Origin of the sequence: Simiduia sp. 21SJ11W-1, assembly GCF_024138675.1 — a bacterium.
In the GTDB taxonomy this organism is placed as follows: domain Bacteria; phylum Pseudomonadota; class Gammaproteobacteria; order Pseudomonadales; family Cellvibrionaceae; genus Simiduia.
Genome location: NZ_CP090959.1, coordinates 668,653 through 694,389 on the forward strand (window position 1 = coordinate 668,653; position 25,737 = coordinate 694,389).

26 protein-coding genes and 1 riboswitch are annotated in these 25,737 nt (G+C 52.9%); of the genes, 14 read left to right on the top strand and 12 right to left on the bottom strand.

Annotation, left to right across the window (positions count from 1 at the left end; all coding sequences use genetic code 11):
- Nucleotides 1–2 precede the first annotated feature (2 nt).
- The 7 genes from L1F30_RS02915 to L1F30_RS02945 form a co-directional block, all read right to left on the bottom strand.
- The gene (locus L1F30_RS02915) at nucleotides 3–1,604 is read right to left on the bottom strand and encodes an ATP-binding protein (protein WP_253359162.1); all 1,602 of its coding nucleotides are present in this window, start codon (nucleotides 1,602–1,604) and stop codon (nucleotides 3–5) included.
- 22 nt (nucleotides 1,605–1,626) lie between these two features.
- On the bottom strand, nucleotides 1,627–1,815 hold the full coding sequence (locus L1F30_RS02920; protein ID WP_253359164.1) for a hypothetical protein: 189 nt from the start codon (nucleotides 1,813–1,815) through the stop codon (nucleotides 1,627–1,629).
- Nucleotides 1,816–1,820: 5 nt separating this feature from the next.
- Entirely contained in the window at nucleotides 1,821–3,152 is a 1,332-nt protein-coding gene (locus L1F30_RS02925) for a sigma-54 dependent transcriptional regulator (RefSeq protein WP_253359166.1), read from the bottom strand.
- Between the two features lie 180 nt (nucleotides 3,153–3,332).
- Nucleotides 3,333–4,430: a DUF748 domain-containing protein gene (locus tag L1F30_RS02930; protein WP_253359168.1), complete on the bottom strand. Its 1,098-nt coding sequence runs from the start codon at nucleotides 4,428–4,430 to the stop codon at nucleotides 3,333–3,335.
- On the bottom strand, nucleotides 4,430–4,924 hold the full coding sequence (locus L1F30_RS02935; protein ID WP_253359170.1) for an MgtC/SapB family protein: 495 nt from the start codon (nucleotides 4,922–4,924) through the stop codon (nucleotides 4,430–4,432). The genes L1F30_RS02930 and L1F30_RS02935 overlap by 1 nt, the downstream gene beginning before the upstream one ends.
- Before the next feature lie 15 nt (nucleotides 4,925–4,939).
- Nucleotides 4,940–6,514, bottom strand: coding sequence for a mechanosensitive ion channel family protein (locus L1F30_RS02940; protein ID WP_253359172.1), 1,575 nt, complete (start codon nucleotides 6,512–6,514; stop codon nucleotides 4,940–4,942).
- Between the two features lie 93 nt (nucleotides 6,515–6,607).
- Entirely contained in the window at nucleotides 6,608–6,799 is a 192-nt protein-coding gene (locus L1F30_RS02945; RefSeq protein ID WP_253359174.1) for a hypothetical protein, read from the bottom strand.
- Between the two features lie 605 nt (nucleotides 6,800–7,404).
- Between L1F30_RS02945 and L1F30_RS02950 the strand changes: the two genes are divergently transcribed.
- From L1F30_RS02950 to L1F30_RS02970, 5 genes are all read left to right on the top strand, one after another.
- Nucleotides 7,405–7,584, top strand: coding sequence for a DUF1328 domain-containing protein (locus L1F30_RS02950; RefSeq protein ID WP_253359176.1), 180 nt, complete (start codon nucleotides 7,405–7,407; stop codon nucleotides 7,582–7,584).
- A gap of 60 nt (nucleotides 7,585–7,644) precedes the next feature.
- Nucleotides 7,645–7,833, top strand: coding sequence for a CsbD family protein (locus L1F30_RS02955; protein WP_253359178.1), 189 nt, complete (start codon nucleotides 7,645–7,647; stop codon nucleotides 7,831–7,833).
- A 179-nt stretch (nucleotides 7,834–8,012) separates the two neighbouring features.
- Nucleotides 8,013–8,195 (top strand): PLDc N-terminal domain-containing protein, encoded by a 183-nt coding sequence (locus tag L1F30_RS02960; protein ID WP_253359180.1) that lies wholly within the window; start codon nucleotides 8,013–8,015, stop codon nucleotides 8,193–8,195.
- 76 nt (nucleotides 8,196–8,271) lie between these two features.
- Nucleotides 8,272–8,553, top strand: a complete 282-nt coding sequence (locus L1F30_RS02965; protein ID WP_253359182.1) for a hypothetical protein — start codon at nucleotides 8,272–8,274, stop codon at nucleotides 8,551–8,553.
- Nucleotides 8,554–8,578: 25 nt separating this feature from the next.
- Entirely contained in the window at nucleotides 8,579–9,187 is a 609-nt protein-coding gene (locus tag L1F30_RS02970; protein ID WP_253359184.1) for a BON domain-containing protein, read from the top strand.
- A gap of 987 nt (nucleotides 9,188–10,174) precedes the next feature.
- Here L1F30_RS02970 and L1F30_RS02975 read toward each other — a convergent pair.
- From L1F30_RS02975 to L1F30_RS02985, 3 genes are all read right to left on the bottom strand, one after another.
- The gene (locus L1F30_RS02975) at nucleotides 10,175–11,011 is read right to left on the bottom strand and encodes an OmpA family protein (RefSeq protein WP_253359186.1); all 837 of its coding nucleotides are present in this window, start codon (nucleotides 11,009–11,011) and stop codon (nucleotides 10,175–10,177) included.
- Nucleotides 11,012–11,066: 55 nt separating this feature from the next.
- Nucleotides 11,067–11,423, bottom strand: coding sequence for a DUF4398 domain-containing protein (locus L1F30_RS02980; RefSeq protein ID WP_253359187.1), 357 nt, complete (start codon nucleotides 11,421–11,423; stop codon nucleotides 11,067–11,069).
- A 235-nt stretch (nucleotides 11,424–11,658) separates the two neighbouring features.
- Nucleotides 11,659–12,222 (bottom strand): outer membrane beta-barrel protein, encoded by a 564-nt coding sequence (locus L1F30_RS02985; protein ID WP_253359189.1) that lies wholly within the window; start codon nucleotides 12,220–12,222, stop codon nucleotides 11,659–11,661.
- Between the two features lie 301 nt (nucleotides 12,223–12,523).
- Nucleotides 12,524–12,679: riboswitch (cobalamin riboswitch) on the top strand.
- Between the two features lie 124 nt (nucleotides 12,680–12,803).
- On the opposite strand from L1F30_RS02985, the gene L1F30_RS02990 reads away from it, so the two are divergent.
- The 7 genes from L1F30_RS02990 (at nucleotide 12,804) to L1F30_RS03020 (ending at nucleotide 21,443) form a co-directional block, all read left to right on the top strand.
- A complete protein-coding gene (locus tag L1F30_RS02990; RefSeq protein ID WP_253359197.1) occupies nucleotides 12,804–14,702 on the top strand; it encodes a TonB-dependent receptor domain-containing protein in 1,899 nt (632 codons plus the stop codon).
- Nucleotides 14,703–15,061: 359 nt separating this feature from the next.
- Entirely contained in the window at nucleotides 15,062–16,468 is a 1,407-nt protein-coding gene (locus L1F30_RS02995; protein WP_253359199.1) for an amidohydrolase, read from the top strand.
- The gene (locus L1F30_RS03000; RefSeq protein ID WP_253359201.1) at nucleotides 16,465–17,751 is read left to right on the top strand and encodes an amidohydrolase family protein; all 1,287 of its coding nucleotides are present in this window, start codon (nucleotides 16,465–16,467) and stop codon (nucleotides 17,749–17,751) included. The genes L1F30_RS02995 and L1F30_RS03000 overlap by 4 nt, the downstream gene beginning before the upstream one ends.
- A 641-nt stretch (nucleotides 17,752–18,392) precedes the next feature.
- Entirely contained in the window at nucleotides 18,393–18,710 is a 318-nt protein-coding gene (locus L1F30_RS03005) for a hypothetical protein (RefSeq protein WP_253359207.1), read from the top strand.
- Nucleotides 18,711–19,161: 451 nt separating this feature from the next.
- The gene (locus tag L1F30_RS03010; protein ID WP_253359208.1) at nucleotides 19,162–19,566 is read left to right on the top strand and encodes an NUDIX hydrolase; all 405 of its coding nucleotides are present in this window, start codon (nucleotides 19,162–19,164) and stop codon (nucleotides 19,564–19,566) included.
- A 179-nt stretch (nucleotides 19,567–19,745) separates the two neighbouring features.
- Nucleotides 19,746–20,402, top strand: coding sequence for a DUF2799 domain-containing protein (locus L1F30_RS03015; RefSeq protein WP_253359221.1), 657 nt, complete (start codon nucleotides 19,746–19,748; stop codon nucleotides 20,400–20,402).
- Between the two features lie 195 nt (nucleotides 20,403–20,597).
- Nucleotides 20,598–21,443 carry a S1/P1 nuclease gene (locus L1F30_RS03020; RefSeq protein ID WP_253359223.1) on the top strand — a complete coding sequence of 282 codons (846 nt, stop codon included), beginning with the start codon at nucleotides 20,598–20,600 and terminating at the stop codon, nucleotides 21,441–21,443.
- A gap of 166 nt (nucleotides 21,444–21,609) precedes the next feature.
- Here the strand turns inward: L1F30_RS03020 and L1F30_RS03025 are convergent, their stop codons facing one another.
- Nucleotides 21,610–22,977 carry a M20/M25/M40 family metallo-hydrolase gene (locus L1F30_RS03025; protein WP_253359225.1) on the bottom strand — a complete coding sequence of 456 codons (1,368 nt, stop codon included), beginning with the start codon at nucleotides 22,975–22,977 and terminating at the stop codon, nucleotides 21,610–21,612.
- A 166-nt stretch (nucleotides 22,978–23,143) separates the two neighbouring features.
- On the opposite strand from L1F30_RS03025, the gene L1F30_RS03030 reads away from it, so the two are divergent.
- Both L1F30_RS03030 and cobO read left to right on the top strand, forming a co-directional pair.
- Entirely contained in the window at nucleotides 23,144–23,875 is a 732-nt protein-coding gene (locus tag L1F30_RS03030; protein WP_253359226.1) for a hypothetical protein, read from the top strand.
- A 5-nt stretch (nucleotides 23,876–23,880) separates the two neighbouring features.
- The gene (gene cobO, locus L1F30_RS03035; RefSeq protein ID WP_253359233.1) at nucleotides 23,881–24,498 is read left to right on the top strand and encodes a cob(I)yrinic acid a,c-diamide adenosyltransferase; all 618 of its coding nucleotides are present in this window, start codon (nucleotides 23,881–23,883) and stop codon (nucleotides 24,496–24,498) included.
- 2 nt (nucleotides 24,499–24,500) lie between these two features.
- Here the strand turns inward: cobO and L1F30_RS17550 are convergent, their stop codons facing one another.
- A complete protein-coding gene (locus L1F30_RS17550; protein ID WP_305879916.1) occupies nucleotides 24,501–25,520 on the bottom strand; it encodes a M48 family metalloprotease in 1,020 nt (339 codons plus the stop codon).
- Nucleotides 25,521–25,737 lie beyond the last annotated feature (217 nt).

A 25,737-nucleotide genomic window follows, 5' to 3' on the forward strand; every position in this document is an offset into this window, starting at 1 on the left:
CCTTAAATGGCGTTATTGCCTGGCGCTGGGTTGCTCTCTGATTGCAAGCCAAGTTCGGCATTGGAAAGTTGGGCGGCCGCGGCTTGCTCCAACGGCAACACCACAATGAAGGTGGCGCCTTCGCCGGGGATGCTGTTGGCGGTAATGGTGCCGCCGTGGCGCTCTACAATGCGGCGGCATATGGCAAGGCCAATGCCTGTGCCTTCATAGGCTTCACGGGCATGGAGCCGTTGAAAGGCGTTAAATACTTTATCTAAAAATTGTTCATCAAAGCCAATGCCATTGTCTTGCACGGCAATTTCAATGGCCGGTACATCGTTGCCTGTGGCATCGGTGAGGATTTCGCCAGGCTCCTGGCCTGCAAAGTGCAGGCGGGTTTCAGCGGCTGTGATGTGAATAACCGGCTGCCTTTGTGGTTCTATGAATTTCAGCGCGTTGCCAATTAAATTAAGAAACAGCTGGCCCATTTGCATTGGATCTGCCGAGATGGTGGGCAGTGGGTCTACCTTTATTTGTGCGTTGGTTTCTTCAATTTTAAATTGCAGATCGTCTAACACTTCTGCCACTGTGCTTTGCAAATCTACCTGCTCGAAGGGCTTGCGGCGGGTGGAAACACGCGAGAAGGCCAATAAATCTTCGATGAGCTTAGACATGCGCGAGGCGGCATTTTGCATGCGTTCTACGTAATCTTTGCCATCGCCCAGCTGATCGCTGTAGCGATCTTGCAGCCGGTCGCCGAAGGCGCGAATTTTACGCAGGGGTTCTTGCAAATCGTGTGAGGCCACAAAGGCAAAGCTTTGTAGCTCGCGGTTGCTGCGGCTGAGTTCCTGGGCGTACAGCTCCAGCGCTTGGGTGCGCTCTTGTACTTTGCCTTCCAGAAGTTTGGCGTATTCCGCTTGCTGGCGTGAGGTGCGGCTGGTGAGCATGGCGATAATAATGATAAAACCAATGCCCAAGCAGTTGGCAAATAACACTGCTTGCGAAATTTCCTTACGGCGCTGGGCGCTTTCATCCATGATTTTCTGGATGTGGCTGAACTCTTCCTGTTCAACGGTATTAATAAGCTCAGAGAGCACCGTTAAGCTCTGCCGGCTGGCGGCCATGGTTTGCGAAAGGGATTTAACCTCCTGCTTTTCCAGCTCTGATTTTTGTTCGCTCAGTTCGGTTTCAGTAGCACCTTTCTGTGCCATTAATGCCTTCGATTCCTTGTGGCGCTGAATGGCTTCTGCTAGGGCTTGATCGTGAGAGTTGATGATTTCAAGCAGTTCTTCAAAACGCGAGCGCTGCAGGGGTAATTCTGTGCCCATCGCTTGTAACTCGGTGATCAGGCGTTTTACTTCATCAACGGCTTCATTGTAATTTTCCAGCTGGTCATCGTTATCAGCGAGCATATATTCGCGCAGGTGTACTTCGGCGTTTTGTACCGCCAGGTAGGTGTTGCCGGCCAATTCCAGAATGTTTTTTGTACTACCTGAACGGCTGGCGTTGAGGTCTAGCACTTTTAGGCTTTCATAGGTTTGCAGGCTGTTTACCAAAAATAGCAGCCCCAATGCGCCTAGCAGAAAATTCCAGAAATATTTAAGCGTACTGGATTTATCAGCCATGGTTTCTGACTGTTCCTTTGTGCTATCGATGTTCGTCAAGCAGTGTTGCGCACTCTCTGCAGGCCTCCGTGACTTTGGCAAGGCTTGCGAGTACTTTTTCCTGCGCTTGGCCTTGCTGGGTTTGCAGTTTGGCCAATTCGGTATTCACAGAGATGTTGTTCAGCTTATTGCGAATTTCGTGCAGTAGCTTGGCATCGGGTGTAGTGGTCATTCGGCCTACTCCTGATCTTTATATTGGTTTAGGCGGTTGTAGAGCGTTTTCAGGCTGATGCCCAGCATTTCGGCGGCCTTGGGTTTGTCGCCTTGTACGGATTCGAGCGTCATTGAGATCAATTGGCGCTCCATATCTTCAATGGTAGTGCCAGGTTGCATGCCCGCGGCTGAGGGTTGTGTTGTGTCTACCGATTTGCCGAAGGGGCTGCCCAGTTGGGCGGGCAGGGTGAGCTCCGATTGGCTCTTGTCGCTCATGATGACTGCGCGATGGAGTGCGTGGCGCAGTTCGCGTACGTTGCCTGGCCAGCTGTAGCTACTCAGGGTGTTGATGGCGGCATCGCTCAATTCAAAGTGGGTGTCGTACTCGGTGTTGAAGTCGTCGAGAAAGGCCTGGCACAGCAGGGGGATGTCTTCTACGCGTTCACGCAGCGGGGGCAGCTGCAATGGAAACACGGCCAGGCGGAAGTAGATGTCTTCACGCAGTATATTGCCTTCAGCCAGTTGCTGGTGGGTGCGGTTGGTAGCAGATACCACGCGGCAAGAAACCGACAATTCACTGGTGCCGCCTAGCCGCGTAACCTGGCCGGTTTCGAGTACCCGCAGCAGGTTGGGCTGCTGGTCTATGGGCATTTCGGTCACTTCATCCAAAAACAGGGTGCCGTGGTTGGCGCGCTCAAACAGCCCGGGCTTGCGCGACACGGCGCCGGTAAAGGCACCTTTTTCATGGCCGAATAACTCGCTGGCAATCAGCTCTTTGGAAATGGCGCCGCAGTTTGCCGCAACGAGTGGGCCCTGGGCATTGGAGGCATTGTGAATCGCATTGGCGATGAGTTCCTTACCGGTGCCGCTTTCACCTTGTATTAGAACATTGGCCTGGGTTTGCGCCACTTTTTCAATTTGCTCATAGAGGGCGTGCATTGCAGGCGATTCACCCACCAGAACGCCAAAGTGGCGGGTGTACTTGCGCCTGGCGGGTTGGCTTTCGTCGGCATTGCCCACCAGCTCATCAAGCTGATCAAGGGTTACGGGCTTAAGCAGGTAGCTGACGCCTGGGCCCGCCATGGATTTGATGTTGGATTTAATGGCTGAGTGGCCGGTTACAAAGGCGATTCGCGCGGGCGTGCGATCCAGTGGCAGGGCGTTTAGCACATCAAAGCCGCTGCCATCTGGGAGCATTAAATCAAGCAGCAAGGTGTGGTATTTGGTGCGTTCAAGTTGCGCTTTGGCATCGGCCACGCAGTGGGCAATGTCTACCTGGTGGCCCATGTTTTCGAGCAGCGCCTGGGTGGCTTCGGTAAAGCTCTGGTCGTCGTCTACCAACAATACCTTTTGCATGAGCGAGGGTAGCTCCTTATGTTGATGATCTAATGGCACGATTTGATGCGCAGTGGCCTGTATGTCGTATTTGACGCCATAAGTCGCCGAACTGCCGTTATGGTGCCCTAGTTTGGTGGTAAATGTTGTGATTTCAAGGGTTTTTTAAGGAATTATGACGTGCAGCACGCTCACGTGGCTTTACCCTTTAAATGTAAGGCTGCCCTCTAGCTCTATTTCATAGGCGCGTATGAAGGCGTTCTCAATAATACCCCATATGAGTGTGAGCAGCGGGGTATCTATATTATCCAGTTCACCCGCAAGCGGCACCTTGGTGGCAATGGCACCTGTTTGATTGTTCTCTAGCAGTTGCGCCAAGCCATCGCTCAGGCCTTCAAATAGTGCGCTGAAGAAATGATCGCCATCGCGCTCTATGTCTGCACGCCAATCAAACACTGAAATTTCCTTAAGCCCAAGGCGCAAGTAGCCATCAACGGCCCCTTGATTGGCCTGCATTTCTGCGGCTATATCAAGTGTACCGGCTTCAATATCGTAAGGGGTGTAGTACTGCACCAGCGCGTCTAGCTGTTTGGCGGGAAGGGCGGCCATGGTGAAATCTACATCAAAGGTAGGCCGTGGCTCGTAGGGTGAATAGGTGCCTTTCAGCGTAAAGTGCGAAACGTTGTACAGCTCGCCTTCAAGATTAAACTGGCCGTCGAGTGTGTTGGCTACTTGCAGGCTGTTGGTGATATTTAGCAGCTGGCCGTTTAGCTTGGTAAGTGTAAGACCGCGCTGCCACTCACCTTCATTTACATACAGGTGCAATTCACCGTTTCGGATATCCAGCCTATTGATGGCAAAGGGCGCAATGCGATCTGCCAGGGCGAGCCAGGTGGTGTTTTCATCCAGCGCATTTTCGTCTGCCAGATTTCGCCCTTTGCCGTCGTGCAGGTTCAGTACCGGGCTGTGAAATACCAGCTCGCTAAGCAGCTGGCCACGTATTAGCGAGCGCCATTCGAGCGTAAGTTCTAACCTGGGCATGGTTAACAATGGGCGGGCGTCTTCCCGCTCGACTGTGTAAAGGGCGATCCCTTCAATACTATAAGCACCGCGCCAGAGGTGCAGGTCTACACCTTCTATTGCGCCACCTATTTTCGAACTGTTTGCAATGTGATTGTTTATCACTTTGGTAATGTAAACTGGCGCGTAAATCCGGGCTGTAATGGCTATCAAAGCGAGCGTTAGCAGTGCCGTAACCAGGATTTTTACGCGCCGCATGCCATTCCATTGAATGTTCATCAACACTCCCGGGCTTGTGGTGCTGGCTGCGGCGAAGGTGTGGGGGCATCGTCATCCTGCTTTCCATTGCGCTCGTGGACGGGTTTTTTTACTACGCCGGAAAACTGGAAGATCAAAAACGCGATGAGCGATAGGGTAAGCGCTATTTCATAGCGGCTGTAAGCCACACTCACGCCGATGGCGCCGGTATTCCAAAGGCCTGCAGCGGTGGCGGTGCCACCCACTTTGCCGCCGTGCTTTACAATGGCGCCGCCACCAATAAACCCCATACCACCAATCACGCCATACATAATGCGCGCCTGCGCGTCTGGGTGATCAAAAATATCTATGCCTACCAAAATAAATGCACACGAGGCGATGGCAACCAGTGGGAAGGTGCGCAAGCCTGCGCCCTTGTGGTTAAGCTCGCGGTTAAAGGCCACCGGCAGCGCCAGTAAAAACGCAACGCCCAAGTGGGTAAAGTGTGAAAGTACCAAATCGAAATCAATATCCATGGCGGTGTGCCGCTCCTAGGCTGGCGCCTCCTCTTGTTCAGCTTTTTTGGATTCTTCGTTCTTTGCCTTCGCCTCTTGCGTTTTGGTGGTTGCAGGTGCGGGGCTTAGCTGTGTGTCGTTTCCAGCCTGCGTTGTAGTGGGATTAATTTTGTCACCAATGGATTCGCCCAGCATAAAGGTGCGGTGTGGGAAGGGTATTTCAATGCCGCGCTCATCGAAGGCATATTTGATACGGCGATTGAACTCGCGCCCCAGGGCCCATTTATCATGGGCGCGGGTTTTCAGCCGCACGCGAATATTCACGGCGCTATCGGCAAATTGGTTAACACCCAGTATTTCAATGTCGTCTAGCATCATTGGCCCGAAGGTGTCGTCTTCACGGAGCGATTTGCTCACATCCTTAGCGCAGGCAATTACAGAATCGATGTCTTCTTTGTAGGCCACGCCTATGTCTGTCAGGTAATAGCTGTATTCTTTGGTGTGGTTTTCAACCACATCCAGCTCGCTAAAGGGAATGGTGTGCACTGTGCCGTCAAGGCTTCGCAGTTGAAGCTTGCGCATGGTGATCTTTTCCACCTCGCCCATGCGCCCGGCAACCTTAACCACATCACCAATTTGCAGCAGATCCTCAAGCACAATAATAAAGCCCACCAGGAAATCGCGCACAACAGTTTGGGCACCAAAACCAATGGCAATACCGAATACACCGGCACCGGCCACCAGCGGCATAATATTAATGCCCAGCTCTGAAAGCGTCATGAGTGTGAAAATAATCACTAGCACGATGAAAATTACACGGCGAATAATAGGCAGCACGGTATCTGCGCGGGCACTGCTCATAGAGCGTGCGTGGCGCATGCCATATTCTATGGCCGCGTTAGAAACCTCCCAGAACACGGCATAGAGTAATGCCAGCACGCCCAAGGTAAGTACCCAATTTAAAAGTTTTAAATAGCTGGCCTGGCCTTCGGGCAAAAACCAGCCGAGCTGCCAAATTTCTGCGATGGCCGCAATACCCAGGGTTAAGCACAGCGCAAAACCCGCAAGCGACCACACCTGAGTAATCATGCGAAGGCGATCGGGTTCGAGTGCAAACCGTGAGCGCACCTGGTTAAGTTTTCGATCTGCTGTGCGTGCAATCCAGCGGTTAGCCAGTGCCATGAGCATCAGTGAAAACAAGGCACCAATGCTTACTAGAATCTTGCCTATTTCGGAGTCGCTAAGGCCCAGGTTTTGCAACAGTTGGCTGTACTCGGTTGCAAGTGCGCCGCTGCTATCTTCAAGATGCAGTAGCTCGCTGAGGGCCAGTTGGTCTTGCTCTTCTTCCTGTTGCAGCTGTGCCAAGGCTTTTAGCTTATCGATAAAAGCCTGGCGCGCGGTTTCGCTCTCCAGTAACGCAATCAGGTCGTTTAACTCGGCGTTACTGGCGGCGTGGGTGATCTGCTCAGAGGCGTCGGGCTGCTCTGTGGCAGTTTGGGCCTGATCTGAGGTTGTTTGATTGGCGTGAATAGGGGCGCTGAGGGCCAAACCGAGCGATAGGCCAAGTACAATGCGCTGGATACCACGCCAGATATTGCGCATGCTGTTCATAAGTTCTCTGCAATAATCTGATTTCAAGTGGTGGCCGGTGAGGCCGGTTGAGAAAATAAAGGCGCTCTAGTGAGCGCCTTTGGGTATAGCCTATTAGCAGTCGGTATCTTCAGCTTTTACGCCTTCTTTAACTTCTTCACAGGCATCTTCAATATCGTTACCGATATCTTCTGCAGTTTCTTCAATGTTTTCGCCAAACTCCTCTGGGCCGCCTTCGTTAACGTCGCAAGCAGACAAAGCAAAAACAGACAGCAGAAAGGTGATCATCAACATTAACTTTTTCATCTTCATATCCTTTTCAAGATTTACGTTGTTTGAGCCAGCGGCCGCCTGAATTCACAGAAAGTGCACCGGCGTTGCTAAGCACTGTAGGTAATCCAATATGCGTGCCAACTTTTAAGTTTTTACTGAATTCTCTTGTGGGCCCCCTGTTTTAAAGGGTTCTGGCGGTGCTTGTGCAATTGTCGACGAGGTTTGTGCAGCCTGTGTGCCATAAGTACTGGAGGTTGTTTAGGTAGCCTTTACAAGCCCTGTAGGAACTGCCTGTAAATCTTGCAAAAACAGCGCTTATTGCTGCCTGCTAATTGATGGCTTGTTATGCCCTGGAGTATAGGTGAGCTATTAAGTGCAGTGATTTTCGTGCCTTTTTAGTTCGCGCTAGAGAGAGAATGATTGGTGCTGTAGGGCCTGATCTTCATGGCTTTTGGGGGGTTGAAGATGTGCGGTGGCTTGCGTTTTCATGTCAACGCGGTAAGTGGTTAAGGCGGCATGTATTTTAATGGATTAAAAAGTTGGCATACCCGTTGCAACACTCTCAGTGAACGGCGAAAAAGTTTACATCGCCATTTAGGTTTAACCATTAAATGCAAACTGAGAACAAGGAGTTCGTTATGTTGAGCTGGGTAGTAACGTTTTTAATTTTGGCATTGATTGCCGGTTTTCTTGGTTTTGGCGGTGTGGCCAGCGCGTCCTTAGGTATCGCCAAGTTGTTTTTTGCCGTTTTCATTGTGCTGTTTCTGGTAACACTGGTGGCGCATTTGTTAACAGGCCGCAGGCCGCCTATGCCGTAGTGGCTGCATTTTTTAGGCGTAGATATTCTGGGTATAAATATTGTCAACAAGGAGCTAACAATGAGTAACGATATTTTTAAAGGCCAATGGCGTCAGGTGGAAGGAAAGCTAAAGGAGCGATTTTCCAAGTTAACTGACAACGACTTGGGTGAAGCCGAAGGCAAGATGGATGTATTGCTTGGCAAACTTCAAGAGAAGTACGGCTGGACTAAGGCCGAGGCTCAAGCGCAGTTAGATAGCCTTAGGTAGTGCACTGCCACCTCGTGCATGAGTGCGTTGCGATGTCAATGTGTTCATGCGCGAGGTGGTGTGCCTCTGAACGCTTGCCGGTGTTTTCAGATGTAACGCGTTAGAGGGCTTCGTAAGGACGCTGCGTGTAAGGCTATTGAAAGGAGCTATGTAAAGTAGCTACATAAAGGAGCTATGTAATGGATATTCAAATAACAGGCCTGTTGGGCCTTTTGATTTTGATTGCTGATATCTGGGCCATATTAAGTGTGGCACAGTCGTCAGCAAAAACTGCAGTAAAGCTTGTGTGGGTTTTGCTAATTCTATTGTTGCCCGTACTGGGTTTGATTATTTGGTTTTTGGCAGGCCCGCGCGGCCGCTAGTATTTTATGCCTCCCCAAGGCTATTTATTTAGTCTCCCATTGGCCCCTGAAGGGGCCTTTTTTATGCTTGATAATAATGGCTAACTTTCATCACAAGGCTCGGCGTAAATTTATTGCCAAGGCGATGTCTGTTTGCAGTGTAAGCTTTTCAAAGGTTGAAAAATATTTTGTATTTTTCGCAAATGCAGTACAGGGTTTGGTTGAAATTTCACCAAAAAGTCGGGGTTTGGCCTTTTTTAAGGCTAAATTTGCGAAATTAAAAGTTGGCACGCTTCTCGCTACATACACAGTGCAAAGTAACCGGGTGCCAAATGGTCCCGCTGCAACTGACGTTTTAATCGCAACGTTTAGTTATTGAGCAATCAACTGGAAAGGAGTTATCCATGAAAACTGTAGCGAAAACATTAAGTGTATTGGCTGTAAGTATTGCCGCGGCTTCTGCTGTGCCTACCGCAATGGCAGGTGATCGTGGCCAAGAAATGAATGAGAAAGAATCTCATTATTTCAGCAACGGCTGGCGTGAAGGCAAGATTGAAGCTGCGGTATTATTTAACGAACATCTTAACCCCTTCGATATTGATGTAGAGGTTAACCGCGATGTGGCCTACCTTGTAGGGTCAGTATCATCTGATATTGAAAAGGATCTGGCAGAGCAGGTAGCCTTAAGTGTTGAAGGCATTAGCCAGGTTGAAAACAAGCTGACCGTTAATCAAGATGCCGCCAAGGCGGAAAGCCGCAGTGAGCGCCGCATTAAAGACAGTGAGTTTGTTAAATCTGTGAAAGACGCCACTCTGGCTGCGCAGGTTAAAATGAAGCTTTTGGCTAATTCGAACGTGTCTGGTTTGAAAATCGATGTAGATACCAAAGACCAGGTGGTAGAGCTAAAAGGTGAAGTGCCGAGCAATGCCGCAAAAGAGCTTGCAGGGCGTATTGCGGAAAATACCGAAGATGTACGCGATGTGCGTAACAAGCTTAAGGTTGTTAACAGCTAATGCCGTTGTACCGTAAAAAATCCGCGCAGAGGCGCGGATTTTTTTTGCCTGCAGTTTATTCATCTTACTTGGTAATAAAAATGCGCAGTTTATTGTTGAGTGGTGCTGGTATTCTAGTGCGGCTGGTGCTGCTATCGGAGTTTCACATTGATGCTCCTGCGCGCGCTGTAAAGGCCTCCTAAGTTTAAAGCCTTAGCCATAATTCAAGCACCAGGGTTAAGGGTGATTGGCGGGTCTGTCTAATGTCGAGCACGAAACCATGGGGCAGCAGCGCAACCTATGCTTTGCTAATCAGCCACAGCTTTTGCCTAGACCTCGATCGACATCCTTGAGAGGTTGAGTTGTAGCCAAGGGCTGGTGTGCCATTCCCGCTGCAAAACTTATGCGCGGATTCTTGTCTCAATAGGTGTAACCCAAAAGTAGCGGTAAGGAGGCTGATGTGGCCGGCTGAGCCATCTCACCATTGATCGTAGGTGCATTATTTCTCTTAAGCTGGCCACAATTCTACACGCGCGTTTGCTCAAGCACTGCGCGAATAGCGTTAAGTAACTTCTCTCAACATTGCGGCGGCAGTTAAGGCTCTTGGGGCTGCATTGTGAGTGCTAATGCAGGTGTGGCATAGGAGGGGTAAGGTTTGGGTGGCTTGCCAGATTCTGTGTCAGATTTTGGTCAAATTCGGCGCTGTTGGTATGTCAGTTGTGTGCGGGCCTTGTGTCGGCTTAGATGTAGGAGGGTGTAGAAAGGTATATCAGGCGCTGGGGTATTACTGAGTTTGCTATTGTGTTATCGCAAGGTCATGTGCTTCATTCAGTCGGCGTGTATGATCATGGCGCCAATGATGTATGGCGCCCGCCAGAGTAGAATCAATAGCGAAGTTAAGTCTTGGTTACAAAAAAAGCCACGGGAAACCCGTGGCGAGTGGGGTGCGAAGGGAGGGCCTTCGCAACTACCTTGGGGGAGGTAGCGGGATACTGTTGCAGATAGCGTTTACTGACGCTGTGAAACCTGCTCTGTACTTACCGGGGCTTCGTAGTTCTCACCCTTATCCAGTACAACTACTTCAACCCGGCGGTTGTGTTGGCGGCCAGCGGCGGTGCTGTTGGTGGCAACGGGATTTGCCTCACCGTAGCCTTCGGTGTTGATGCGATCTTTGCCAATGCCGCGCTCGGCAAGCGCTTTCTGAACGGCGTTGGCTCGGCGTTCCGAGAGGGTGAGGTTGTACTCTTCACTCCCTTGGGCGTCGGTATAGCCTTCAACCACAATTTTTACATCGGGGTATTTCTTTAAAAATTCGGCCAAGCGTTTAATGGCCGCTTGAGAGCCAGGCTGTAATTGATCATCGTCAAAGGCAAAGAGCATGTCACCAAGGGTGAGTACGTTTGCCTTTTGCGACTGACGGCTGCCGGCCTCACTGAGTTCAGCCTTTAGCTTGTCTATTTCCTTTTGCTTGTGAGCCAGCGCTTCATTCTTTGCTTTAAGTTCCAGCTGCGCACGACGCTCATCTGCTTTGGAAAATTCGGCTTCCATCTTGCCAAGGCGGGTTCGTGCCTCGGTGTTTAGCAGTAGTTTGTCAGACACATACATATGGTGCTCGGCAAGGGATTCTTCGTCTTCTTCCCAGGCCTTGGTGGCAGATTTAACACTCTCGCTTGCCTCATTGAAGGCATCGCCTGCGTACAGCGCAACCTGATCATCTTGTGCCAGGCGTGCTTCACGTTCTTGCAACGCCTGTAGTTCGTTTGGGGTTTCTGTGGTTGCGCAACCCGTGGCCAGAAGGGCAACCAATGCGGTGGCGATACCTGTAGATAGTAGGTGCTTATTCATGATTGGGCTCCTGAATATATTTCGATTTATGCCGTCACTCGTAACAACACAGGGTTTAGTGTGCGTGCATTTCTTGTTCAAGTTGGGCAATGGTTTCGTTCAGTTCAGTCAGCATCTTCTGCATTTTTACGGTTTTGGCTTTTGCCTCTGCCAGTTTTGCATCTGCTGTGGCCTTTTCTGCAGCCCAGCGTGCTTGCTGGTAATCTTCGCTATCAAGTGCGGCCATTGCGATGTCCAAATTTGACTTGGCGCGGCGGTAGTGCTCTGCGGCCAGTTTGTCTGCTTGCTCATCCTGAGCAGTTTTTACATAGGTTTCAGCGGTGGCCAATTCCGATTTTGGTGGTGTGCCGGTGGCACACGCAGTGGCAGTTAGCGTGATGGCGCTGGCAAAAATCAGCTGTTTAATATTCATGGTGTGCTCCTGTATCCGTTACTTTGTGAAGAAGTCCTTGAAGCGTGCATCCCTGCGCCTTTGCTCACGTCTTGCATCCGTACATTTAACGTCCGTTTATCGTGCGTGTGCACATTCACTCCTGTGGTTGAGCTATCCGTGTTGGCATCCATGCGTGAGGGCGTATAGGCCCGGCTTCTGCTGCAACACAGGCTGCAGCGGGCGAATGTGCCGCGCTGCCGCCAGATGTTTAATGTTAAAAGCTGTACTGCAAGTTAACTGAGGCCACATCAACTTCCGGCTTGATGTCGTCATCCAGTTCGTAGCGGTCGTATTCCAGGCGCAAATCCAGGTTGGTGGTTAGGCCAAACTTCAAGCCGCCGCCGTAAAACCAGTCGCCGCCGTCAATGTCTTCAGAGATTTCACCGATTACCGGCACCGTGGTTTTCAACTTGGCATCCCAGGTGAACCAGCCGGCGCGGGCGTAAACTGAAAATCGTTCATGCAATGGTGCAGAAACGATACCTGCGAAAGTAAAGCCATCGATTTCAGCGTTGTCGTCAAAGCTGTTGGCTTCATCGAAGTTGAGGTAACCGATTTCTGCGCCAAGAAATTCGTTGAACTTCATGCCGCCGTAAACTTTCAGTACTTCAGCGTCATCGTCGAAATCTGTGTCGTCGTTTTCATACTTGATGGAGTACTGTCCGTAGCCGCCGCCCACATAAAGCTCGGGTTCATTCAGGTTGAAATCGTTGGCCCAAGCCGAAGCAGAGGTGGCAGTGATTAAGCCTGCTGCGAGTAATGTGCGTCCAAACATCATGTTACTTCTCCTGTTTGCAATTAAATCAATGGTATGGCGTTGCCATGTTTGCGCTGAGAGTATTGCAACCGGTATGCCAACTTTATTGTTCGAATTTCGGGCGTAAATCGGCATTTTTTTGTGAGCGAGTTATCAAAATAATGTGGGTGAACTTCCGGGGATTTTCTTTTTTTCAAACTTTTTTACACGCCCCCGTGAAAGCTTGTAAAAGTTACAGCCCACGTTTTTCGGAAACTGGGCCCGGCGGCCCGCAAAAGGCTTAAAAGGTTATTTCTTGACCTAGGGCCCGATTGGCGTAAACTGCGCGCCATCGTAACCAGGTGCCTGTATGGCCCAGCGCGAGCTGGAGTCTGATACAGGGTAAATGGGAAGCCGGTATTCCGGCGCTGCCCCCGCAACGGTGATTGATGCAGTGCGCATCATCAGCCCGACACCAGCCTGATTGCGCTGCCCCGCCACCACGGCGGGAATACGACGTAGCGGAGGGCTGCATCGGTGGATGTTTTTTCAGGCGCTGGCCGCAGGTTTACACCCACTCTTCTCCCTCCCTCAACACTTATTATTGTGATTGGGGAGTTCTCATGAAATTGATTCACACCACCCTGGCCGCCGCCGTAGCGCTGGCTGCCAATACCTATGCCCAAGCAGAAACCGGCTTGATAGCCGAGGAAGTGCTGGTTACCGCAACGCGCACTGAGCAGTCTGTGGCTGAAACCCTGGCGCCCGTTAGCGTGCTAAGCGCTGAAGATATCACCGCTCTGCAGGCGCCCGATTTACCCACGCTTTTGCAAGGCCTTACCGGGGTAGATCTCATTCAGCGCGGTGGCCGGGGCGCCAGCACCGGCACTTTTGTGCGCGGCACCAATACCGGCCATTTGTTGGTGTTGGTTGATGGCGTGCGCGTGGGTTCGGCAACCCTAGGGGCTGCTGCGCTGGAAACCTTAGACCCGGCCGCCATCGAGCGAATTGAGCTGGTGCGTGGCCCTCGCTCCAGCCTTTATGGCTCGGATGCCGTGGGCGGCATATTGCAAATATTTACCCGCCAGGCGCTGGAACCCGGCACCGAGTTTGGCGTGGCGGCCAGTGTGGGCTCGCACAATGAGCAGCAGGTCAGTGCCAATGTTGGAGTAAAAACCTCGCGCGGAAATCTGCGCCTGGTGCTAAGCCACAACAGCACAGACGGTTTTGATCGAACCTTTGCTGAAACAAGCGGCAATGGCGACAAGGATGCCTACACAGCTAATCGCCTGGCGCTTACTGCGGGCTACCAGCTGAGTGATGCACTTACCGCAAGCGCTCAAGTGCAGTATCAGGAAGGTGAGGCAGATTCCGATAACCTTTATTGCTTTATAGACTGTGAGCCCTTTGCACGCTTTGCCAATGGCAGCGCCAGCGCAAGCCTGAGTGCGGCATTAACCAACGCCTGGCAAAGCAAGCTTACTTTGGGTTTTGCGCAAGACAAAAGCGAACAAGACGATCACATCAGTGCGGCGGCTGAAATCAATTACGGTGGCCGCAACCGCATTGAAACCGAGCGCCAAAGTGCCAGCTGGCAAAACGACATCACCCTCTCCGATAGCCAGCTGTTAACCCTGGGCGTTGACTATGTGAACGACAGCGTAGACGGCAAGCTTGAGCAGCGTGATTACCAGCCAGATTTCAGCTACCTGGTAAGCTTTGTAGGCTACGACGTAGAAGATCGCGCAAGCCTGGGTGTATTTGGCCAGTACCAGTTGCGCGCCGGTCACCACAGTTTGGTTGCCGCACTGCGCAATGAAGACAATGAACAATTCGGCGCGGCTAATACCGGCAATCTGGCCTACGGCTACCAATTAACCGAGCGCTGGGCACTAAAGGCAAGCGCTGGCTCGGCCTTTAAAGCGCCCACCTTTAACGATCTCTACTGGCCCAATTCCGGCAACCCCGAGCTTGAGCCGGAAACGGCCACCAACTACGAGCTTGGTGCCAGGTTTAGTCACCGTGGTGTGCGGGCAGAAATCAACCTGTTTCACAACCGCATTGATGACCTGATTGCTTGGGCGCCAAACGCCATGGGCAACTGGCAGCCATCCAATGTGGCCAAGGCAGATATTTTGGGTGCAGAGGCTGAAGCAAGTGCACAGCTGGGCGAGTGGCGTATTGGCGCCAATTACACCTGGCTTGATACCGAAGATAAAGCCACGGGCAATGCGCTGCCACATCGTGCACACCAGCTGTTTAATGCCGATGTGAGCCGAAGCCTCGGCAGCCTTACCCTGGCGCTGGCCTTTGAGGCGCGTGGCAAGCGCTATACCGACGCAGGCAACAGCACCACGCTTGCAGGTTACGGGCTGGTTAATGCCCGCGTCTCTTGGGCGCTGGCCGAGGGCTTCACTCTGGAAGCCAAGGTGAATAACCTGCTGGATAAAGACTATGTGGTGGTACAGAACTACCGCCAGGATGGTATCAATGGCTCGGTAGGCGCACGCTTCGTGTTCTAAATGCCGGCCGGCCCTCTAAAACCCGCGTACAAGCTGATTGTGCGCCATTGCTGTCCCACAAATCTACAGGCATGGAATATGGGGCGGAGTTTGTGACCGTCACCCGCATGGACGCGGGTGTCGAGACTACAGGGATGTATTTACGTCGTGTCACAAACTGCGCCCCAAATTTCATGTCCAGGTATCGCTTAGAAACTCTGCGATATAAGTAGTTTCAACGTCTGTTTTCCATGGAGACATAAACTATGGGACGGCAGTGGATTGTGCGCGGGTTTTTTATGGGAAAGGCCCGCCTTTCACAATTGCGGCATTCGCGCCGGGTTTCGTCCTATACCTTTACCCAACCCGAAGGACGCGCGATGAACCGGTTAGTCTCCACCGGCCTTGCAGCCGCCATTGCACTTGGTTTAAGTGCCTGCGGCGAGCCCGAAAAGGCCAAGCCCACGTTGGATTTGCCCAACAAAAACCCTTACCCCTCAACCTACCAAGCCAACGCCAAGGGCACTTTGCTCATCAAAGGCGCCAATTTGTTGATTGGCAATGGCGAAGAGAAGGCCGGCACAGACCTGGTGGTAACCGATGGCAAAATTGTGGCCTTGGGCCAGGGCCTGCAGGTGCCAGCTGAGGCCAAGGTGATTGATGGCGCAGGCAAATGGGTAACGCCGGGTTTGATTGACGTGCACTCGCACATGGGCGTGTACCCGGCGCCGGGCACCCACAATCACCAAGATGGCAACGAAATGACCGCCCCGGTAACCCCGCAGGTGTGGGCCGAGCATTCGGTTTGGCCGGAAGACCCCCAGTTTGAAAAGGCGCTGGCCGGCGGTGTAACCACCGTGCAGGTGTTGCCGGGCTCTGGCAACCTCATTGGCGGGCGCGGTGTAACCCTTAAGAACGTGCCTGCCACCACTGTGCAGGGCATGAAATTCCCGGGCGCGCCCTACAGCCTGAAAATGGCCTGTGGTGAAAACCCCAAGCGCGTGTACGGCAGCAAGGGCCAGTTGCCCTCCACCCGTATGGGCAACATGGCCGGTTATCGCGCCGCCTGGATTGAGGCGCGCGCCTACAAAAAGAGCTGGGATGATTACATCGCCAAGGTAGAGGCCGGTGAAGAGGCCGATGCGCCCACCCGCGATCTGCGCTTGGAAACCCTGGCCGGCGTACTTGAAGGTGACATCCGCATTCACAACCACTGCTACAAAGTGGATGAAATGGCGCAAATGATTGATATGTCGAAGGAATTTGGCTACGAGATTGCGGCCTTCCACCACGCCATTGAAGGCTACAAGGCCGCGCCAATGCTGGCTGAAACCGGCATTTGCGCGGTGATGTGGGCCGACTGGTGGGGCTTCAAGCAAGAGGCCTTCGACATGGTGCGTGAAAATATCGCCCTGGTTGATTACGCCAAGGCGTGCGCTGTGATTCACTCTGATGACCCGATTCAAATCCAGCGATTAAACCAGGAAGTGGCCAAAGCCATGAGCGCAGGCAACCGCCTGGGCCTTGGGCTAACCGCGGGCGATGCCATCAAGTGGGCCACCTTGAACCCCGCTATTTCGCTGGGCCTGGCCGATCAGATTGGCTCTCTGGAAGCGGGCAAGAATGCCGACATCGTACTGTGGGATGCCAACCCCATGAGCGTATACGCCCACGCAGAGAAAGTCTGGATTGATGGCGTACTGCGTTTTGATCGCAACGATGCAACCGTTGCGCCCACCAGCGATTTTAATCTTGGCATTCTGGAAGCCGGGGAGGTCCGCCCATGAAACCTTTAACGCAACGCCTCACACAGCCTGTTGCCCGCACTGCCAAATTCTGGCTGGGTGCCTTTAGCCTGGCGTTGGCAACCGCCGCCGGTGCGGAATCTATTTTGATTAAAGGGGCCGATGTTTACACGGCCACTGATCTAAAGCCGGCCACCGATGTGTACATCAACAATGGGCGCATTGAAGCGCTTGGTAAAAACCTCACGCAATCTGCCGATCGCACGCTAGACGGCAAAGGCAAAACCATTACTGCAGGTTTGTTTAACAGCTCTACTCATTTAGGCGTAGTGGAAGTGGGTGCCATCGAGCAGACGGTAGATTTTTACACCGAGCGCGCGGATATCACCGCGGCACTAAAAGTGGCCGATGCCTTTAACCCCAACTCCACGTTGCTCCCCCACAACCGCGCGCACGGGCTTACCCACGCACTGGTTATGCCAGAGGCAGGTGCAGGGTTGTTTGCCGGCCAAGTGGCCTTGGTGCAATTGGGTGTGGCGCCGCGTGTTGTGCACGAAAGCCTAGGCGTTGCGGTAGATTTCACCGAGCACGGTGTGGAGCTGGCCGGTAAATCACGCGCGGCTGCCATGGCGCTCTTGCGCCAAGGGCTGGAAGACGCCAAAGACTACAGCGCCAACCGCCGCGCGGCACTGGCCGGTGAACGGCGTGAATACAGCATCAGCCTGATGGATGCCCAAGCGCTGGCGCCGGTGGTTAATGGCGAAAAGCCCTTGTTCGTGCGCGTGCACCGCGCATCGGATATCCGTGGCATTTTGGCGCTGGCGAAAACCTACAAGCTCAAGCTGATTTTAGCGGGTGTAGAAGAAGGCTGGATGGTTGCCGAAGACATTGCCCAAGCACAGGTGCCGGTAATTGTTGATCCAATCAATAACTTGCCATCGGGTTACGAGGCTCTGGGTGCACGCCTGGATAACGTGGTAACCCTGCACAAGGCGGGCATCACCTTGTTGTTTACCGGCATGAGCTGGCACAACACCCACAATGCTTATTTGGTGCGCCAATCGGCCGGTAATGCCGTGGCTAACGGGCTGGATAAACACGCCGCCATCGCCGCCATGACATTAAACCCCGCGCGCGTTTTTAAGGCTCCGGTGGCCGGCGATTTGGTGCAAGGCGCTGTGGCTGATTTGGTGCTATGGGATGGCGACCCGCTGGAAGTGACCACAGAGCCCGCGCTGGTAATGGCCGCAGGTGAAGTGGTTCCAATGGTGACCCGCGCCACCATGTTGCGCGATCGTTACTTTGAGCGGTTATCAGCCAAGTAAACTATTTAGCGCAATAAATGAAAAGCGGCTTCGGCCCACTGCTGTCCCATAGTTTAAGTGTCCTTGGAAGACAGTCGTTGAAACTACCTATATCGTAGAGTTTCTAAGCGATGTCTGGACATGAAATCTGCGGCGCAGTTTGTGACACGACGTAAATACCCTTCGGGGCCGGCCTGCGAGCAAAGCTCTTGGCGTATGACGGCACGCAAAGCTGCGCTTTGCAAACGTTTGTCATACCCATCTAGTCTCGACACCCGCCCTTCGGGGCCTGCCTACAAGCACAGCATGTAGGCGTTTAAGCACCCGCAAAGCCTTGCTTTGCCAGCGGGCGCTTAAACCCATGCGGGTGACGGTCACAAACTCCGCCCCATATTCCATGCCTGTAGCTTTGTGGGACAGCAGCGGCTTCGGCCGCTTTTTTTATGCAAGGCCCAACGCCATGGGGCAATTCCTACAAGCGCTTGGCAGAGGGTTGCGCCTTGTGGCTAGAGTGCAGTTAAATGGCCGAGCGCTGTGAGCGGGTTTTGTGCACCTGCCCGTCAGTTTGAGAACCTACAGGATGTTTGTGCATGGGCTAAAATATTTCGCCGTGGCAGTTAGTCAACATTCAACTGAATAAATGCATAAAAAGGAATTGAGTCATGAAGTTACTTTGCATGGTGGTCATCAGCCTGCTTGTTGCGTGCACACCTTTGCAATCAACGAAGGCTGTGAAGGTGCAGGGCTGGGTGATGATGTCTTACGTGAGTACACCCTCGGGTATGTATTCGGGCTATGTGTTGCACACCGAAGACGGGCGAAAAATATTGCTGGAAAGTGATAGCACCCAGTTACTCGATGAACTGGCCGGCAAGCAAGTTGTGGCAACCGGTGCCTTGCGCAAAGAGCACGCCGAGCTGTTTCACACCGAATATATTTTGCAAGTAGAGCGCTTGGGCGCACTGGCCGAGGCAGGCTAGGTGCCATAACTGCGCGCCCTGGTGCAGTTTTCAGGCCGGATCTTAAAAAGGTACACACATGTCAGCCGATAGCACGCGTGCATTAAATCTCTTATGGGCCAGGCTGCGTGCTCGGCTGTTTTCAACGGCGGTTTCCCCTCTACGCAACGCACTGAATTGTGTTGTGTTATGGCTGTTGGTGCTTACCACAGTTGCGGTATTTGGATACCTAGTGCTCTCACAAGCGGCTGCCCACTGTTGGCAGGGGTTTTTCAGCCTTGCGTTGTTAAGTGGGGTTTGCCAGAGTGCCGTTATCGGGTATCTATTCACTGCGCGCAACTTGCCTGCCTACGCGCGCGGCGCCATTACCCTGGTGTTGTTGATGAGCAACCTGTGGTTGATTTTGTTTATATTCTCGTTGCGTGCATGTGTTTGATGTGAGCGGTGAATGTTAACCCCTGCCGGAGGCCCAGTGGCATTTGAAGATACCTTTCGTTTAAGCAGCCACGCGGTTATTACCAATGTTCTTGGCGAGGTACTACTGCTCAAGGCCACCTACGGTAAACAGGCCTGGGGTTTGCCGGGCGGTGCGCTTGAGCCAGGTGAAACCATTCACGAGGCGCTGGTGCGCGAGTGCCTTGAAGAGCTAGGCTGTGAGGTGCGCATTCACTATTTAAGCGGCGTTTATTATCACAGCGCGGTTAACTCGCAGGCGTTTATTTTTCGGTGTGACCTTGCTGAGAGCGCAGCCATTGCGCTCAGCCATGAGCACAGCGCTTATGCCTACACGCCTGTACATGCGCTTGCACCTGTGCAGTTACAGCGTGTACAGGAGTGCCTGAATTACAGTGGCCGCGTGTCCAGCGCCAAATTTTAGCGCCCACTGTTCACCCCTGGTTCAGGTGCAATCCGCTATACTCGGTTCAATTGTCAGTAGCGGCCCGGTCACTCGGCCTGTGGCATTTTTATCACACCATTTTGGAACAGAAGAGCCCAAACGCCATGAAACTGTTGTTGCCTTTAGTGTTGATCGCGCTGCTAGCAGGGTGCGCCACCATGAATAAAGAAGAATGCCAGCTGGCCGACTGGAGCGCTGTGGGCTACAAGCACGGCGCACAGGGGCAGGCGGCCACTACCTTTAACCAGTATCAGGCCGATTGTGCCGATCACAGCATCAAGGCCGATTACGCCGCCTTTAAACGTGGGCACCAGCAAGGGTTAGATGACTACTGCGTGTATGAAACGGGGCTCAACAACGGCAGTGCCGGCAACAATTACAATGGCAATTGCCCAAGCCGGCGCTACCCGGATTTTGCCGAGGGCTACCACGAGGGCCTGGGGCGTTTTTGCACCTATGAAAGCGGCTACGATCAAGGCGCCCGTGGCCAGGGTGCCAACCGCAATTGTGCAGAGCAAGATTACCCCGAATACAGCCAGGGCTTGGTGAGCGGGCAGGCCAAATACGAAGTGATTCGCGCAGTTCATGCATTGGAAGACGAGCTGATCAGCCTTGAGCAAGATCTCCAGCGCCAGGATGAATTTATTGCAGATTCAGAGGCGGTTATTGTGAGTAAAGAAAGTACCTCTGATGATCGTGTAAAGGCGTTGTTGGATATAAAAAACCACCGCGATGAGCGCAAGCGTATCAAGCGTGAATACCGCCGCGTTGAAGCGGAGCTCGCCGATCTGCAAATGCGTTTAAGCGAAATGTAATAATTTGTTGGTAATATTGCACAGGCCTGCATTCGCGGGCCTGTTGTTAAAATAAATTGTTAAATTAAGCTGTTAAAAGAAGTCGTTAAAAGTAATTGTTGCCAGTATTTGTAAGCAGAGTTTGTTGGCCGTGAATGCAGCCGTAAAACCTAATCAATAGTTTGAGTCTTAGTTTTAAGTTTAAGGATGCCCGTTTTGTTTAGCCCGGCCGTTGGCGTTGCCCGCCTTAAAACCTGTATGGCAAAGTGCCTATCAACCCTTAAGTTATCACCTTGGTGGCTACTCGCCTGTGTAGTGCCCATCGAGGCTCAAGCACTTGGCAAAACCGGGCATCGGGTGGTGGCAGAACTTGCGGAAAATCATTTAACCGCAGAGGCCAAAGCCGCCGTGCACGCCATCACTGGTGGCAAACCTTTGGCAAGTATCGCCAACTGGCCCGATTTTATCCGCTCAGACCCAGCCTGGGATCACGCAGCCCCCTGGCACTATGTTTCAGTAGAAGATGATGAAACCGTCACAAGTTATAAACCCAGTAAGAAAGGCGATATTCTGCAAGCCCTCGCACGCTTTGAGCAGGTGTTGCGCAACCCAAATGCCGGCGCCAAAGCCCACTGGGAAGCGCTCGCATTTTACACGCACCTTGTGGGCGATATTCATCAGCCACTGCACGTGGGGCGCGCAGCTGACTGGGGTGGCAACAAAATTGAACTCACCTGGCTTGGCGAGCCCAGCAACTTGCACGCCGTGTGGGATAGCGGGTTGATTGACCACGAGCAATTAAGCTACACCGAATATGTGGCGTTTTTGTCGTTCCTTAGCGCACCCACCATTGCCGAGTGGCAGGGCGCAAGCTACCTGGATTGGGCGCGGGAATCGAAGGCGCTGAGGCCTGGCGTGTATCAATTCGGCAAACAGGAAGGCCGCAATCTGGCGTTGGGTTGGGAATACAATTTCCACCACAAACCCACCATAAACGAACGCATGCAGCAAGCAGGCATTCGCCTGGCGGGTAAACTGAATGACATTTTTGCAAAGCAATAGCGGGCGAGGGGCGTGCACCGCCTTGAGCAGGTGCGAATACACAGAGTGCGAAAAGTCAGATTGGTAAATTTGCGCAATGCTGGGAGCCATGCCTCAGCGTGTAGCCCTTAAATGTGACCCATAAAAAAGCCAGCGTGAAGCTGGCTTTTTTATGGGTTCAGGGTAATTACTTTTCCTGCAGCTGATATTCGTTGGCAAATAAATGCAGCATCACAGTCCAGGCCGCCAGGTTTTGGTTGAAATGCTCGGGGTTAATTTTGTCGAGCGTATCATCGGCGGTGTGGTGGTAATCGAAGTAGTCTGTGCCGTCTTGTTTCAGTTGAAATAAGGGCACGCCTTTGTCGGCCATGGGGATTATGTCTGGCCCGCCGCTGGTGGCATCGTTACCCAGGTATTTAATGCCCAGTGGTTTTAAAAGCGCTTGAGCTCGCGCAATAAATTCATCTGAGGGGTTGGCGAGGCGGGTTTTAAAGGCCCAGATGGGGCCTGCGCCAAAATCAGATTCAGAGGCCACTATGTGGCGGCTCAGCTCATCGGCGTGGGCTTTGGCATAGGCCTTGGCACCAATTAACCCTTGCTCTTCGTTTGAAAACGCAATCACACGAATGGTGCGCTGGGGGCGCTGGCGGTGCTTGATGAACTGGTAGGCGGCGCCGGCGGTAATGGCAACACCGGCACCGTCATCAAGCGCGCCCGTGCCTAAATCCCAGCTGTCTAGGTGGCCCCCAATGGCGATAATTTCTTCTGGCCGGCCTTTGCCGGTGATTTCTGCAATCACATTGTGCGAAGTGTATTCACCGGTCCAGCCTACGTTGATATCAAGGCTCACCTCCACTTTGCCTTTCGCCAGCAGGCGCTCGAGCTGATCGGCATCGGGGTTGCTTAGGGCGGCGGCCGGAATTTGTGGCTGGCCGGCGCTCATGCTCATCATGCCTGTGTGGGCAAAGCGGTGGCTGTCGGTGCCGATAGAGCGAATCAAGAGCGCCTTGGCGCCCTTGGCTTCAGCTTCCAGCGCGCCTTTGCCCCGCGCGATCACCGCTTCGCCGTAGCCTGCGCCTTCTTTGTGTTTGCGCATGCGGTTTTTGATAAACACAATTTTGTCTTTTACCTGCGCGCTCGGTGTTGCCAAGAGGGCTGCGTAGTCTTCAACCATCACAATTTCCCCGGTGAGCTCACCTTGGGTTCCCACCGAGCCGCCCAGGGCTGTGATGTGCAATGGCTGGGGGAACTTGCCAAGTACCCGGGCACGTTCGTGGTTGCGCTGCCACTGCGCGAAGGTGACAGGCTCAAGCCAGACTTTATCGAAGCCCATTTGCTCAAAGCGTGCTTTCGTCCAGGCTACGGCGCGGGCGTCGGCCTCTGTGCCGCCCATGCGCGGGCCTACCTCGGTGGTCAAATCGCGCACAAATGAGTAACCTGCCTGATCTTCCAGCGCTTTGTCGCGCAGTATTTCAGCGTTATCTTGTGAGCGGGGTGTGGCGCATGCGGCCAGCGTGGCTGCCAGCAGGGTGGCAACGATTGTGCGTAGAGTCATGGGGGCCTCCATTAAATGAAGGCGGCAGTTTAGGGGCTTGCCCACCGATTGCAAACCAGAGCCGCGTGCCGCTAGGCTAGTGCGGGCGGCTTGTATGGCAGCTTTGGCAAAGTGTGTGCACATCCACACAATAATTAGCCAATAAAAATAACAAAGAGACGCGTAGATGGCGGTGAAATTGCGAAAAACCGTTTGGAGCCTGCATAAAATATTGTCGTATTTTGTGTTTCTGCAAATATTTTTCTGGGTGTTGGGCGGCATTTTCTTTGCCACTGTGCCCTTTAAAGCGCTGGTGAAAGGCGGCGACTATGTAACGCCCCCCGCCAGTGCCAGCCTGCCCGCCAACTGGGTTATGCCCGCGGTTGCAGGCGTGCAGCAGGTTCAAGCGGTAAATACGGCCCAGGGCACACTGGTGCACATTGTGGCTGAAAGCGGCGAGCAGTGGTTTACCCCTGAAGGCCTGAGCGCATCAAAAGCCAATGCCAAAGAAATTGCCACCTTTGCCCAAGGTTTGTACCAAGGGCCTGCAAGCGAACCTTCTGTGACCTGGCAGGCAGAGCCCCAGCGCCGGATGCTCGGGCTTGTTGACGAAACCGCGGGCCGTGCGGGCTTGTGGGTGGCGGCTTTTGAGGGTGCGCGGCTGTATTTTGGCCCCCGGGGTGACTACCAACTGGTGCGCTCGGATTACTGGGTGTGGTACGACGCCCTCTGGCGGTTGCACATAATGGATTATGGCGAGGGGGACGATTTTAATAATACCTTGCTGCGCGTGTTTGCCTGGCTTGCCTTTGCCTTCGTGCTCACCGGGCTTGTGCTCAGCTATTACGCCTTTACGCGCACAATACAACGCGGGTTTAATGCGCCCGCTAAACGATTACACAATCAAAATGAGATGTAACCCCCATGAGCGATGACGAAAAGAATCAAGCCAAAGCCGCCCGCCACAAGGAGCGCATGGCGCAACGTAAAGCCCTGGTAGATGCGGCCGTAGCGCGCGCCACTGAAGAGCGCGGTGTAGTGATTGTGCTCACCGGCGACGGCAAGGGCAAAAGTTCATCGGCCTTTGGCACGGCGCTGCGGGCCGCCGGCCACGGTTTTAAGGTGGGCATTGCGCAGTTTATCAAGGGCACCTGGGAGTGCGGCGAGCGCAATATTCTGGCCAAGCTGCCCAATGTGGAATTTCACGTAATGGGCACAGGCTTTACCTGGGAGACACAAGATGCCGAGCAAGATAAAGCCGCCGCACAAGCCTGTTGGGCAGAGTGCAAACACCTGCTGGCAGATGAAAGCGTGCGGTTGGTGGTGTTTGATGAACTCACCTACATGCTCAACTACAAATACCTGGATAAAGACGAGGTGCTAGCCACCATCAAGGCGCGCCCGAAAGATCAAAGCGTGATCATCACCGGCCGCGGTGCGAAAAAATATTTAGAAGAGCTTGCCGATACATTCAGTGAAGTGAAATCTGTAAAACATGCCTTCCACGCGGGCGTTGCCGCGCAGAAGGGCATTGAATGGTAGGGTTAACGGCACTTGGCAGAGCGATATTTCCTGTCCAACGTACCCAGATCACAGCGCCATTGCAGGCGCTCGGATTCATCAAGATAGGGTTGAAACACTATTGTTTCGCCCTGGAGTTGTGGTGCGCCTTGAAGGCGGAGAACAAATCCTTCGTCGGTGATTTCCACTCCGCTTACGATGTCGTTACCTAGATTGTTAGGAAGGTCAATCGCCGACAGTTCGGCGGGCAATGCCTGGTGCTGGTTGATATAATTACTGGCGTTTTGCGTTATCTGTTGGCCAAGGTTTTCGGCTTGGTAGGTTTGGGCTCGGATTGTGTAATCCTGATAGGCCGGAATAGCAACGGCAGCCAGAATACCGATAACTGCCACGACAATCATCATTGAGGCCAAGCCGCCACCAACCCCCAGCCTTGGTACCAGCAGTGCAACTGCGCCGGCAAAAACATTGCGTCGTGGAAATCGGCTATCAACACCTTTTGCGGCTTCAACAAGGTGCTGCATACGTTTTGACAACCACGGATAATCGTTGGTGTATTCGTGAAAAGACATCCAAAAGCCCTGCGGCTTGGTGTTTTGCTGCATGTAGGCCTGGATATTGAGCTTGTTCCAGTGGTCTTGCCCGGTTGCTAGTACCGCCATGGCGAATGCGGCATCTTTCGGTTGATTACAGCAAGCCAGGCCGTGCAAGTCGCATGTGTATTCACGCGCGCGCGAGTAGGCAGCGCCCAGCAGGGGCAGCAGCCTTGCTGGCCAAATAAGTGTGGCCCAGTTTAAATGGCCGCGCTTTATGTGCCCTAGTTCGTGGCCTAAATAAAAATTCAGCCCATCTGGGTACTTCTTCAAAGCATCCACTATGCCGCTGTATAGCACCACGTACTGTTGGCGCAGAAACCGTGTTGCCAATGCGTTGAGCATGCCATCGGAGTTAAGAATGTAAAGTTCGGGGGCTTCCTTGATTTCAAGTTTTTCACAGCAGTGTTGATACTGTGCGTAGAGCTCCGGAAATTGCTGCGCATTCACCAATACCCCATTGCCGCGAATGTGGGCGATAAAGCCCGACTGGGCAAAAAGGTAGAATAGAAAGCCCAGTAGTAGGTAAAGAAATACAGTACCCAGAGTGCCTACTACAAGGAGTGCCCAGAATAGCAGCGATAGCACCAGAATTATCTTGTGCAGAGGTTGTTCGTGCTTATAGATCAATTTCATAGTGTGACTTTGTATGTTATTGGTATTTAAA